The following is a 14,072-nucleotide window of genomic DNA, read 5'->3' as shown; positions in this document are numbered from 1 at the left end:
ACCCCAACGTGTAACGCAAAAGTCAGCGCTCAGGTGCTGCGGGCAGGCGTTTTTCGCCCGAGCCTACCAAGCGACCTTCGCTGGCTCCGCCCTTCAATCGCAGGGCGTGGGACTTTCGGTTACACCGCGCCTGAGACACTTGGCAATGACTGATCGCCAAACCGTATTGCATTCGGCGCGAAGCAGCGGCCTGCTCAAATATCTCTCAGCGCAACCGCTCTATGATCTCTGCCGTGGACAGGTCGCTGACGCCTGCCACCTTATCGACCAGTGCTAGCTGCGCAATTACTAAACCGCCGCGTTCACCCTGCGTTGCCCCCATATTGACTACACATTGATCGGTCTAGGGGAAAAGTGGTTTTCTTCGTCTAGATAAATGTATAGATAGATACCCCTGTATCCATAACCAGGGGTTATCCATGAAAGACCATACCCGCAAGTACGCAAATCCCACCGAAATCCGCTCTTACGAAACGAGCGATCTGAGCGCCAAGCGAACCAGTCATCCTGCTGCAGATCCTTCAGCGATTCTGATCCGTATGCCGGAAGTAATGGGCATAGTCGGGTTAGCACGTCCAACGATTTACAAACTTATGCAGCAAGCGGATAGCGGCTTCCCACTTCCAGTAAAACTAAGCGGTAGTAGCGCCCGTAGCGCTCCCGTCGCATGGGTACTGGCTGAAGTTTTAGATTGGACGCGTGCACGAATCGCAGCTCGAGACAGGGTGGCGGCATGACGAACCGCATCCCTAACAAGGCGATCTTGCAGCCCTTTTCTGTACTCAGAAAAGTGGGTTTCTCATCGCACTGGATGCAACGATTTGAGCGTCACAGAACGCAACAAAAACGCCTGAATCGAGTTGTCGTCGTCATGCGATGGGCAGACGGCACTTGGTGCGCGCTCTCCATTCCTAGCGAAGCCCCGCGTGCCGTGATCGCGGACGAAGGCCAACAAATCGATGCTTACGAAGATGCACGATCTTGCCTCGAAGCCAACTTCCTACCCCTTCTGTCCTTGCGCTGGGAAGCCCATGCCTGAAATGAAAACGCCCCCGGGGGCAACCGGAGGCGTTGAGGTAAATCTATATGCCTAAGCAATTTATGTTGCATCGAAAAAATCCGCAAGCATTCAGCACAGTTGCACTTTCAAAAAACGGACGCTACTCTCTTCGCGTCGCTGCAAATTCAGCGACCGGGCGTAGGAACCCGAGAATTAGTAGGCGCATCAGCGCCCAGATCACAACTGCCGGCGTTTTTTTTCGTCCGCAGTTACGTGTTATGGCGGCTGTGTGCGGGCAGGCTTCGGCCTGGCCGGGTGCCTACTATCCCGGTATTCCTACCCCGTGCACAGCTGCCACCCAATCCCGTAGGAAGGACGGTGGCGGCTCCAGTCTGAAAGTAGGAGCTCACCACATGCACGCCCTTAATCCGTCCAAAATTCGCGCCGCTGCTCATCGAGCAATGGCTCTCGCCGCTTTACACGCCAACTCCAGCCTCGCTACACGCCTTTCCCGTTACAACGCTCATATGTCCAAGGCTCGCGCCCTGGAAACCGCAGGGGGTGCTCAATGAGCATGCTCCAAGGCTTTTCACTGCCCGAGGATCTCCTCTGCGTCAGCCAAGACGCCGAAGCCGGTCTGCCTATCGACGCCATCACTTGTGCGCTCGACCGCGCCGATTCAGTTCTCATGCTGCTGGAAGATCACTTAGACGGCGATAAACCCCTGCTCTCCAACCGCGTCCTGTCGTCTGTTATTTGGGACGTGCGCGGCACCTTGGGCTTGATCAAAACACTCACCATGTATGGCGATGCTTCCTCTGTGCCGATGGGCCAGAAAGGCGGTGCTCTGTGACCCACTCCAGCACGCTTGGGCGCTCTGAGTTTTCCCCAGCCAACGGTGATGGCCAAAACCTGTTTCGGGTGAATGCCGGTATCCCGCTAGAGGACGCACTTGAAGCCGTCTCCCAGATTCTGCACCACTCCAATCAACTGATCCTCGACGCCGCCATCAGCGATGCGGGCGAACGTTTTAGTTGGCCTGCGTTCTACCTCGGCGAGATGGCCAAGGCACTGATCGACGACGTGAACGAGGCGTTGCTTGAGTCGAGGACCGCCCTATGACTCAACGCACCGGCAACACCTCAAAACGCCCCAGCTTTGCCGACGTAAAAAGCGTTGCCCTGAAGCACATCGACCGTGTGCTTGCGCATTGGCTACCGAACGGCAAACGCGTCGATGGTGGCAAGGAATACACCGCACCAAACCCGACGCGCACGGACAAACGTGCAGGCTCACTCAAGGTCAATTTGAGCAAAGGCACCTGGGCGGATTTCGCCACCGGTGATAAGGGCGGCGACCTGATCGATCTGGTGCGCTACATCGACGGCGGCACGGACGTTGATGCCTGCAAAAAGCTGGCGGATCTGCTCAGTGTTTCCGCTGGCTCTGCGACTGCCAAAAGCGCACCGGTCAAAAGCGCAACGCCGGAGTGGATTGCGATTGAACCGATCCCGGCCGAGGCCATGAATAAGTGTCCAACCAAACACCGGCAACACGGTGTTCCGTCCAAAGTGTGGATCTATCGCGATGCTCAGGGCCAGCCGGTCATGGCGCTGTATCGCTTCGACCTGGGTCCCGATGAAGACGGCAAGCCGCGAAAGGTTTTCGCACCGTTGACCTGGTGCAAGCGCTCCGATGGGCAAACCACGCAATGGCGCTGGCAAGGATTGCTGGAGCCTCGGCCACTGCTGCGCCTGGATGAGCTGGCACAGCGCGCCGATGCGCCTGTGGTGCTGTGTGAAGGCGAAAAGGCTGCTGATGCCGCCGCTGAACTGATGCCCGACCATGTAGCCACGTGCTGGCCGAACGGCTCCAACTCTTGGCACAAGGCCGACCTGACGCCACTCAAAGGGCGCACGGTGGTGCTATGGCCGGATAACGATGCCAGCGGGAAGACCTGCATGGGCGCCATCGAGCTCAAGTTGATTGAGCTGGGCGTCGCTTCGGTACAACGAATCTCGCTCGACGTGTTCAAGCTCAAGCCCAGCAGCAAAGGCGGAAAGCCCACGCTCATCAAGGGTGGAAAATGGGCAGACGGCGACGATGCAGCGGATGCGTTAGCCAAAGGGTGGACCGCTGGCCACGTAGCCGAGCTGGTGCGCAGCGGTGAGTTTTTCGGCGGTGCCGCTGAGCCAACTGAACCTCAAGAACAGAAGGCCAAGGCACCCGCCAAACGCCCTGCGAAATCGAAAAATGACCTATTGCCGGGCGGCTTTCGCCTGACGTCTGAAGGGGTGTTTTATTCCGGCGATGATGGCGAGGCGCGTCCTGTGTGTTCGCCTCTCGAAATCATCGCCCGTACTCGCGACGACAAGGGCCATAACTGGGGGTTATTGGTCGAGTTCGACGACCCGGACGGCGCAAAAAAACGCTGGAACATTCCGGCACGAACCATGACCGGCGACTTCGGCAAGGATGTACTCGGGCCGTTGGTCGACATGGGCCTGCGCCTCGCGGGAAGCCGGTCTGGACGTAACGCACGCAATGATCTGCAGAGTTACCTCGGTGGCTTCGACAGCGCCCAGCGCGCACGTTTGGTAACGCGCCTGGGTTGGCACGAAAACGCATTCCTTCTACCCGAACAACAGATCGGCTCACACTCCGAGCACCTGCATTTTTATGAAGCCGGTGCCCAACTGCCACCGATCAGCGAGGCCGGCTCTCTGGAGCAATGGCAGCAACAAATCGGCGCGCTGTGCGTTGGCAACCACCGCTTAGCGTTTGTCGTCTCTGTGGCCTTTGCAGGCCCACTGTTGAACATGCTCGGACATGAGTCGGGCGGCTTCCACCTCTACGGCGACAGCTCCGGCGGCAAGACCACTCACTTGCAAGTGGCAGCCTCGGTTTATGGTGGGCCCCGTCTGGTGCGCTCGTGGCGCTCCACGGATAACGCCCTGGAGTCCATCGCCGCCGCACACTCAGACGGTCTCCTGGTACTGGATGAAATCGGCATGTGCGACCCGCGCATTATTGGCGAGACGGTGTACATGCTCGGCAACGGCACCGGCAAGGCCCGGGCGAATGATCGAGGACAAGCGGGCCGACAGGTGCAGGAGTGGCGCTTGCTGTTTCTCTCAACCGGCGAGAAGACGTTGGCGCAGCACATGGCGGATGCAAACAAGGAGCTGAAAGCCGGTATGGAGGTGCGCATGCTCGCCGTGCCAGCGGATGCCAGCAAAGGCCTCGGCATGTTCGATGTGCTGAACGGTTTTGAGGACGCTGCCACCCTCTCCGATGCGCTCAAGGCCCGCGTAGCCAAATACTACGGCACGCCCCTCACCGCCTTCCTGCACGCACTGTGTGCGCCTGGAGAAATGCTCAGGTGGTCGGTGATCGTTCGCCGCACGGTGGAGCAGTTCATCACCCAAAACCTGCCCGCCTTGGCCAGTGGTCAGGCGCAGCGTGCCGCCCTTCGCTTCGGCCTCGCAGCCGCCGCAGGAGAGTTGGCCACCGCCTTCGGCGTCACCGGCTGGCCGGATGGCACAGCCACGACCGCCGCACGGGTGTGCCTGCATGCGTGGCTAGCCGAGCGTGGCGGCGCCGGTAACTTCGAGGGTGATGCGATTTTGGCGCGGCTGAGACAGGTCATCGAACGCTATGGAGAAAGCCGCTTTACCCGCTGGGAATCTGCCGCCGCCAAGATCGATGAGCACGGCCCACGCACGATTGATCGGCTGGGCTTTCGCAAGACGATGGAACACGGCATGGGCGACGCCCTTCACACCACCAACACCTACTACGTGCTGCCGGAAGCATGGCGCTCTGAGATCTTCCGAGGCATGAACCTGAGTGCGGTCAACAAAGAGCTTTTGCGAAGGGGTGTTCTAGAGCCTGGAAAGGACGGCAAAGCCTCAACCGCAGTGCGACTACCCGGACTGGGTTTGCAGCGCTGCTATGTGGTTGTCGCAGTGCCAGAACAAGGTGATCACGGCACCCAGGCGGCCTAACAGGGCGGCACCATGAGGAATGCAGGCTCACCTTGGCCTGGCCCGCCAACGAAAAAAACCAATCAACCTTTCGCCTTTAGGAACGCAACATGAACCAGCTAAAACAGCAACAAGCCGCCTTGATTCAAGAACTGGAAACACTGGAAGAAAGCCTGCCACAACTGGAAGCCGAATGGCGCAATGCACCCAGCGGATTCAGTGCGAATGGCAACGTAATTGGAAGCCCTGAAAGCCGCGAGGCTATGGAAAAATTATCAAGCGTCAAAGCCCGGATAGATGCGATTCCTGATGAGCTGGCATCAATTGATCGCAAGCTTCAACACTTGGAGAAGCTGGAAAAAATTGATCAGATCAAAGCTGACGCTATTCAAGCGATGACCGATGCAACCGCTGAAGTCGAAGCGCTGGAACGGAAAAAGTCGCACCTGAACGAGCGGTTTCAGACAATTCAATCAGAAGCCGATCAAGCCCTGGAAAAGGCGCAACAAGCTGAGCGTGACGCGGCGACGTCCTACGCAAAATGCCTGGCAAGTGGCGACAGCGAAGGAGAAAAATCAGCAAGCGGCGAAATGCAAAAGGCTGCTAAGCAACTGGCAACAACGGACGAGCAGGTCAGAAGGCAAGACCTGATCCTCGGTGCTCTCCAAGTCGAGCTTGATAGTCTTGAAGCTCAAATTACGAATGCCCGCCAACGTGGAGATGAAGCCAAGGCAGTAGCATTGAGTGCAATAGGATTTGCACTGGACGAGGAATGGAATGCCGCAACCGAGCGACTGATGGATTTGGGCGCGCGCATAGTTGCCGTCAGCTACCAAAGAGGCGGGATGGGCGATGTATTGTCTCGGCTTGATGTGCCTCGCTTCGGGCCCTTCCATTCCAGACTTGATCGTGCCGAATTGGCAGCAGTCGCCCGCAACATCTCCCTGGAGGAACTACTCGCCGCGTAACCCCGAATCAGCCCGCCCTCGCGGGCTGTTTACTCTCCCCGTCACGTCCCATCACCTAGCGCAAATGCAGAGCGTTTATAATGAGTAGCGGCTTTGCATGGATGTACTACACGAGCATTGCCTTACTTCTCGGGCATCATTTCTCCCGGATGACCCGCATCTTCGGCGGTCCAGGACGGCACGGTCACAGTAGCTAAGTCCCCCCCAGCCGTTAAATCCGCGACTAAACAATCAAGCCAAGCAGGCTCTAAGCCCAAGGGGTTTGACAATGACGATGGCTGCTGATGACGGTCGTTTTGCCACGCAATTAAACGCTCACGGACGGCATAATCGTCAGAGAAAAATTTTGTGAAATCCTCAAGCTCCTGCCCTTCTAGTCTCGGACTATCCCTCCGCCCAATAAGTTGTTCGAGGGAAGAGTAAAATTTCTTCGAATTTTTGGTCCGATGGCTTACATACTTCATTAGCTCACCAAGTCGACCACGAAATTTTAAATCTACTTTCTCGCTCAACAGCCGTGCTAATTCGTGGCTGTTTTTTTCCCGGTCCAGTATTTCAACAACGGGAAGGTAAGCCACCATCGACATTGGTTCGGCCAACAATTGTGGACGTGGTTTTCCGCTTACGACATGAATAGGGTCTAGATCCACAACAACTAATGCTTGGTCTGCCTTCGAAAGCGCGTCGGACGCACGCCCCAAATAAATGCCCTTATGCCACCCATGATAAGGGGTCAAAGCACTTACTATCCCCGTATGCCTTGTCGCTTGCGACACGGCATCAATGCCAATGAAGCAGCTCCCTCCCACAAATGCCCTATCCAAAACTGCATTGCAGAATACTGTTGCTGTACCAGACGCCAGTACGCTCGCTTGGCCAGCGTGCCAGTAGTCATTGGTCCGAGACGTAGCGGCCGGAACAAGGAGCACTGAGCGCCGAGGACGCTTAAGTTGGGCCACATCGAGGAGCTCTCCTAACGCCTTGAAGTCCTCGAGAACAATTTCGCTTGCCTTGTCGGCTTGCTTATTGGGAAAGCGTTGAAGTAATGCCGCAATTTCGTTCTGTAGGGGGCGAATATTGGCGGGGCTGGTCATCAAAAACAGCTCCGAGCAAATTAGCTCCATGCAGTACTGCATTACCGGTGATTTTTCATCAAGGGCAGTCAGAAGAGCTTTTAGGTCCACCATCGTTTTATCCGTGAAGGATGCCCAGCCCACCGTTTCGAGTACCTCGTGCAACAGCCGCTCTTTGGAAAAGAGCGGCTTAAGCGGATCCCACTGGGGTTGGAAGAATTCCTTAGCCGCCACCGCCCGGTATTTTTTCCCCCTGACAAACTCGAAAGTTTTAGCTTCGTCCACCCCGAGTTGTCGTGCCAAAGCCTCTGGTGGGTGCCATAACAGAGTGAGCGGCTCCATCAGATGTTTATCTGAGTTGCTTGGCTCAAACTGCCTATAAGTGCCGGCCAAAACCCAAAGATTTTTATGATTGGCTAATGCCTTGTCTCTTAACCATTCAATAGTATCGGGTCGGACTGATACTTCTGGGAGAACGAGGAGTTCAACACCCAAGTCCGTACAAGCTTCAAGAGCTCTCTTTAGTAGTGCCCTTCTTCGGTGTTCTGGCCAGCTCTCAATACTTCGCTGCTCTTTCCATTTGTACTCCTGCCCTTGCTTAGAAGCCTCACTCAAATCCTTGAAATCATCAATACAGTGATCTTCGATTTCATCGTTGACCCAAAGAGGCAGGTCGAAGCCAACTAAGCCCGCCTCTGCAAGAGGATGCGAGTAAGTATCCACGATCTTCCATTGAAAAAGCGCTACCCGCATTTGTGCGTCAGACTTAGCCTCCCCGCGCCTTTTCCAAGAATTCCTTTGGGATGCTCGGAACTCAATATCAAAATTTTGTGAGTCAGGTTCACTCGACTCGCTATTCCTAGAATCATTTACGTCAGAACGTTCTTTGACTGCATCGACCCGACTAGTTGGCTGAGATTGATCACCAGTTGGATCTGTCTTCCGCTCAGCGGCCGGCCGGGGAAAAGTTGCGTTTTCAGCCGTAGCTTTAGGTGCGGTGATTGTTACGTCGGGCAGCACACGCTTACCCCTTTCAGGAGTAGCCATCCCGGCCCAGTCGCCGAGCTTTCGATCTAGAGTATGAACCGATAGCAGCTCGTTATCTGCTTTCCTGCGCACCTCGCTCCATACGCTAAGGTTGCGAGCGCCACTGCGAACACGCGCCACCCGATCCGCTGCGCCTATACCGGTATATTGTGGCTTGCTGAGTGACCATTCCTCACTGAAGGCATCTGTGAATTCATCAGTATTGGGGTTGCGACGATATTGAGCAGCTGTGGCGCTAACAACGTGGATACCCAACAGCTCATCCAACTCTTTCATAGCAACAGGAAGAGCCTCAAGCAGCTCTACCCACCTTTCTGTCGGGATTGCAGGTAAACCATCGTACGGCCATACAGCATGCTCACCTACACTGGAAGGATCGCTTTGCCATACGGAAAGCATTGAATAGATTTTTCGCAAAGGCATTAGATCAAAAGCCTGTGGACAGGTGCCTTCCAGTATCCCGATTAACGCCAACATCCAATGCCATGGACTGGCGGTTGTGAGGGCTGCCCATTCTCCTTCAATCAACCATTTGCGTATCGCTGTGTAGTCAGGTTGGGGGTCATTATGCACAGCATCAGGAGGGTTCCAGTTCGCAGGAATTGGAAGCCTATCAGGCATACGTCGCGCACCTTTCTCTCGCGATACCCCCCACAATGAGGACACACATCCCCTTAGTCCAACGGCTGTCGCAGCCAGAACTAACGAGTTTCGCAATGCTTGCGATGCTCCCGCGAGGGGTTCGACTGTGCCAGACTCTTTACAATCGACGGCAGACGCAAGAGCTAGCATCAGAGCGAAGTCTGGACGCAGCCCGGGGCCCTGCTCGCTTAGACAGAGATTTTGCAAGGCCCATAGAGGGAGTCGATTTAGTACACGTAATGGCACTTCGTGCAGATGATTGCGAAGCCCCATTCCAAACTGCTGGAGCCTAAGCGCCATGGCGCGAGTTTCGGCCTCCATTTCGAATAACTGTCTAGTTTGTTGTTCGGGTGAGGACTCCGAGTCGAATGCGAGGAGCAAGTCCAAAGCACGCTTTACTGTGTTCGGTATACCGTCTTGATCAGTCGACCAAATCTGTGAATCTGAAAGGTAGACCCCCTGTAGCTTCCGCAGCTGCTGCCGTAAAATGTAATGCTCAACAGAGGTTCTAGTCTCGCCTAGTGTTTCATCACGCTCTCCGCCTTCGCCAGCCATATCTACGGCAAGCCCAAGCGCGTCTGCCACCACCCAACCAACTCGCCAGAAGTCTGCGCCGGTATGAGGGATATTGACTACTCGCAGACGTCCGTCTGCGTCGCCATGCCAAGCGCTGACACCAAGCTCAACATGAGGGACAGGGTCTGCTAGCAAGTGCAGTATTTTTCGTCCGTCCTGCTCAGTGCTCACAAAGAGGTGCTGCACGACCGGCACTGCAACATTTCCATCTGCGTCCTCACTTTGTTTCTGCAAGGCAAGGAGAGACCTAAACAGATTCGCTGCAAGGTGGGTTCTACACGTACCGCCTGCCTGTGTGGCTACGAATGTTTTCCACGGTACGGGGGCGCTAGTAGTGCTGCGAGTGAGTAGTTCATTTAGTTTAGCGGGTTTAAGCTCCAGAACTTTTGGCATTGAAACAGGTGCTTCTGCCTCAGTAAGCTCCACGCCAAAAAGTACCACCTGCTCCTTTGGAATGCCTTTTGAGAATCGATATAGCAAATACTTTTCAGGAATGCCCGAATAACCCCAAAACGCTTCCTGAGTACTGAGAGGCAGACTGGGCAAAATAGTAATGGAGTCCGTTTCGCCGTTAATTGTCAGAAGGTGTCCAAAGTACCTTATAACATCGTTAAGTCTAATGCTTTGTACGTTACGTATAACCATGTCCAGGGCTAGATCTCGGGCCGCGTCCAAATCTCCTGATGCATCTTGGCCTTGATCCGGCAGCAATAGATCGCAGATATTTTGGGCGAGCGACGCACGATGCCCCACTGGCCTTCTTTGTACCAACGGGTTAATCGGATGAACATTCGCGTGGGGTTCGCGAAGCTGCTCCGCAGCAAAACAAAGCCATTCGATTCGAGTGAGTTGACGGGATCCTTGAGGGGATGAGGCAGGCGGCATTTCTTGCGGTCGGTCCAGCCTTCGAGCCTTCATTGTAACTAGGCGAGAACGGTGACGGATGTGAATATGATTTACCAAGCTTGGTGGCAGGTTATCAAAGAAACTCGTTGAGCCTACGACACTTGCCAATGCAACTAGCGTCGCACGATTCCCCGGAACCTGACTCTGGGACTGATCGTTCTCCATCCATGGGTTCGGGGCAAGAAGTTTGTCGAGTCCCTCAACTGCATAAAGCCAGTCATAACCTCGGACGTTAAACTCGGTCGCCCAATCATGTTCTTCGCAAACGTAAAGCCACAAATCCCAGTATCTGTCCCAGATCTTCTGTGGGGTGGCATTTTGAGCTGTGAGTCCAGTTGCTACCTCCCACCAAATCCATCGGGCGCAAAGCCCAAGATCAGTCGGTCTCAGATCTGGAGCGAATATAGCTTCTTTGATCTTTTCGTGAATTTTTGAGGGGTTATCCATCAAGCCAGGATGGCGAAGTAGGCGTAAAGCGCATTGGCGATCCATTTGGGGCAAATCCCCGCCGAGTCCCCATCCAGACTCACCATCTCCAACAAATGGAGGCTCCCAGGCGGGCAAAGAAGCAGCGAACCCACGTCCTTCGTTAAGTTGCTGCATGATCTCTGCTGGTGTACCGGATTCAACAGAGTCCCCCTTTAACAACAAGGTAATGTCGAGTTTAGAGGCCGATGCCTGTAGTGTTTGGCGCAGTTCGCTCAACAGCTCCTCGCTATCGGAAAGCAAAACAATGTCGTCAACGTAACGGGCATAACCTAGACGAGGCATGATGCTCTGATTTGGCCCTTGCCGAACATGGCTGCGCATGAAACGACGCGCGGCCAGGTCCACAGGAAAAAGTGCGATCGTACCTATGTATGCCGATATAACAGGGCCCTGCGGAATACCTATGGACTCTTGGCTAAACTTTGTTTCGCCAGTGTCTGGATCCGGGTAGCTGTAGGCAAATAAGCTATCGCATAACCTGTCCACAAAGCACTCAGCAACTAATTCAGGACTTTCCGTTTGCGGCCTGTTAAGCAACGTATAAAAGAAATCTGTACCGTTTCCGATAAGCGCCTGTTTTACAGGATTTAGCAATGCATCTCGTACAACATAGCGCTGGATGGAATCGTAGTACCGCTTCGCATCCAAGCGTAAGACATGTACACGATTGCCAATAGCGCTACTCTGTTTGTGCAGCGACTCCATAAACGCCCGCCAACATTGCCCATAAGGCCTAAACATTCCCTGATCGGAAGGTGGTCGCCTACCTTCTAAAACATCCATGTCTACCTGGTAACCAAAGCTGAGTGCAGGCACCTCACCGTCGAGAGCTAGGAGCTCATCCTCGTTTCCGGTGACCTCAAGTCTCTGCTGCGAGGAGTACCAGCGCACAGCTGGGACGTACTCAGAAAACATTTTTCCCGCAGATGTAAGTTGATCATGTCGCTGGGTTAACAGTTCGTTTAGTAGGACCTGCTGCAAATGTAGATCGGCGGGATGTGGCATGACTTTTAGACGGGGGTCATCCAACACTTTGGCATCCGCGCTGAGCTTGCGTGGTAAGTATACTGCATCATAGATACCTGCAGACTCCCACCGTGGAAGCCACAAACGATCAGTTGCTAATTGATCAAATAGTCTGGCGCTCACGTCCAGTGTAAGCCAGACTTCTTCGTCGCAGGGCAACTCGCCACGCCGCGCACCGTGGTACGCGAGCACTCTTGCTTGACGCAGGCGTTCGGCCTGACCGTTTAAGAATACTTCAGATGCCTTAAAACGTTCTCTAGCGATATCTTGATCTAACAATAGATCATGAAGATCTTGCCACCATGTCCCGGCATGCCCTCTTAAATGAGCATTCAGCCATGCTTCCAACTGATGTAAGGACTGACGTCCAGCCAATTGACGAATACTTCGTGCGACCCGGAACAAAGCCCGTTCCTTCCGGGAAAAAGTCATCGTTGTCCAACTTTCAACTTGTAGCTCGGTCGCATCAGTACGTTCGAGTTCCGCCACCAGCAGAACTGCAACTGCGGGTAAAGTGTACTTATCCAAGAGTTCTTTGGCAGATGTTCCTGATTCTTCTTTTTGAAGGCAGGTATCTGGATCCTTACCTAAGCTATTTACGGCATTTTGATCAAAACCCACCCAACGTAATCTCGCACCACGCCAGCCCAATAGACGGCGCACCAGCCGGTTTGCTCCAGTAAGACCAGCTCGGTCGTTATCCATCATGATGACAACATCAAACTCTGTTTGCTCTTGCCCTGCGGGAAGATCCTCCGCTAGCTGTTTGAGCTGCTCAAACTGAGGGTCGCTAAGTGAGGTCCCCATTAGTGCAACTGCATGCAATCCCAAAGATTGAAACCGCAAAGCGTCGAGGAAACCTTCAACCAAATAGAGCGCGGTGGCTTGACTCGCTTTGAGCTCCTTAGCTACCGCCGGGAGTGCTTGATGCGCGTTAAACAACTGATCTGCTTTGCGCAAACCCGGGCTGAGGAGGTATTTAGCAATCCCCTCAGCTGGCACTGCATCAAGGCTTCGGCCTGCGTACCCTTCAATCTTCGATGTGACGCCTTGACCACTACGAATCGGAATAAGGACTCTTCCATCGTGGAAGTAGTCCCGAAATTGATCGGGAATAGTCAATTTGAGTTGGCTTGAATTAGTCTGCTTACGCAGTCGTACCAGAAAGCCAAGTGACAGCAGTCCATCAATTATTTCGAGACGAACACCATGTGACATCGCGCCCAACTCTGAAACTAATACAGAGTGGGTGATACATCGCAGGCCCTCTCGATAAAGAAATTCAGGATCAAAAGAGCGTTCAGCGCACCACGCTTGGAAGCGCGCGGTATCGTGATGCTTATCGAAGGTTTTCTGAGCGAATATAAGCGCTCGTTCTTTCAAACTCTTTTCAGTGGCACGGCCAGTCGTAGTCTGCCGCTTGCTTTTGATTCCAAATGTTTTCGCTAGCCATTGAACAGCAGGGAGGAACTCAACCCCTTGGACTTGCTTTACAAGATCAATTGCAAATCCATGCGCGCCACATGCAAAGCAATGGAAGTGAGCAGGTCCTTGAGCATCGGCAGGGAAGAGATTGAGCGATGGCTTGCTGTCTTGATGAAACGGGCAAATAGTTTTTAGGGTTGTGCCCCGCTGTTCCAACACCATTCCGAGAGACCGAGCCACATCGTGCAGTGGAGCTTTGTCCAAGACCTCATTGATGTCATATACGTCCACGCAACCTCCGAGCTGTCGCAAGCATTTCAGCTAATTTTCCTAATCGCAGAGGATAACCCCCCCTGTCAAGGACAAGTCTTTTATCCACAAACTCTTATAGCAAGGTCCTGCCCAAAAAAACCAATACGTTTGAGGAGCAGCATCCAATCAAATCACAATCCGATATGCAATGCGCCGTCGAGGGCAAAGGCGGGTCTGATTGTCTTGCTACCAAGAGCGAACAGACGCACCAAGAATTCGTCTGCATGGTCCTTGCAGGCCGATCAACGCGATCATAGGCATAAGCCAATCCAAGGTATCCCGGACCTACGTAATAAAGACGGTGAAATCCATTTCCTGACCTTTAAAATCCTTGAGATGCTCTGGATAGTAACTAAATCGAGAGTAAAAATGACCGGAAGCATCGCGGTCTTTCAAAATGAATTAATGGTCAACACCTCATTTCACCAGCGTAAGCTATTGGCGGGAAGCGGCCCTAATTTAAACATTAGCAAACACTGGAAGCTGCCAGCTCAAAATGCCAACCGATGTAACACCCGTACCGCTTGTAACACTTCCCTCTGGGTGCGATGCACAGAGGTGTAACTCAAAAAAATACTTATAAATCAATAGAATAATATACATCGTGACACCTGTAACACCT

At 53.8% G+C, this 14,072-nt stretch carries 7 protein-coding genes; 6 read left to right on the top strand and 1 reads right to left on the bottom strand.

The window, feature by feature from the left end; all coding sequences use genetic code 11:
• Positions 1-419 precede the first annotated feature (419 nt).
• The 6 genes from BFN10_RS28930 to BFN10_RS19295 all read left to right on the top strand — a co-directional run bounded on the left by BFN10_RS28930 (position 420) and on the right by BFN10_RS19295 (position 5,954).
• Complete coding sequence (locus BFN10_RS28930; protein ID WP_081609191.1) at positions 420-737, top strand: helix-turn-helix transcriptional regulator; 318 nt, start codon at positions 420-422, stop codon at positions 735-737.
• Positions 734-1,039, top strand: coding sequence for a hypothetical protein (locus BFN10_RS28925; protein WP_081609190.1), 306 nt, complete (start codon positions 734-736; stop codon positions 1,037-1,039). The genes BFN10_RS28930 and BFN10_RS28925 overlap by 4 nt, the downstream gene beginning before the upstream one ends.
• Before the next feature lie 529 nt (positions 1,040-1,568).
• On the top strand, positions 1,569-1,853 hold the full coding sequence (locus tag BFN10_RS19310) for a hypothetical protein (RefSeq protein ID WP_071491013.1): 285 nt from the start codon (positions 1,569-1,571) through the stop codon (positions 1,851-1,853).
• A complete protein-coding gene (locus tag BFN10_RS19305; protein ID WP_071491012.1) occupies positions 1,850-2,122 on the top strand; it encodes a DUF3077 domain-containing protein in 273 nt (90 codons plus the stop codon). Before BFN10_RS19310 ends, BFN10_RS19305 begins: the two co-directional genes overlap by 4 nt.
• Positions 2,119-5,007, top strand: coding sequence for a DUF927 domain-containing protein (locus BFN10_RS19300; protein WP_071491011.1), 2,889 nt, complete (start codon positions 2,119-2,121; stop codon positions 5,005-5,007). Before BFN10_RS19305 ends, BFN10_RS19300 begins: the two co-directional genes overlap by 4 nt.
• Positions 5,008-5,096: 89 nt before the next feature.
• Positions 5,097-5,954, top strand: coding sequence for a hypothetical protein (locus BFN10_RS19295; protein ID WP_071491010.1), 858 nt, complete (start codon positions 5,097-5,099; stop codon positions 5,952-5,954).
• 122 nt (positions 5,955-6,076) lie between these two features.
• Here BFN10_RS19295 and BFN10_RS19290 read toward each other — a convergent pair whose 3' ends face one another.
• Positions 6,077-13,429: a CHC2 zinc finger domain-containing protein gene (locus BFN10_RS19290; protein ID WP_071491009.1), complete on the bottom strand. Its 7,353-nt coding sequence runs from the start codon at positions 13,427-13,429 to the stop codon at positions 6,077-6,079.
• Positions 13,430-14,072: the final 643 nt, after the last annotated feature.

Source organism: Pseudomonas extremorientalis (assembly GCF_001870465.1).
Classification (GTDB): Bacteria; Pseudomonadota; Gammaproteobacteria; order Pseudomonadales; family Pseudomonadaceae; genus Aquipseudomonas; species Aquipseudomonas extremorientalis.
The sequence above is the reverse complement of the archived record's forward strand: the minus strand, read 5'-3'. Positions and strand labels throughout refer to the sequence as shown.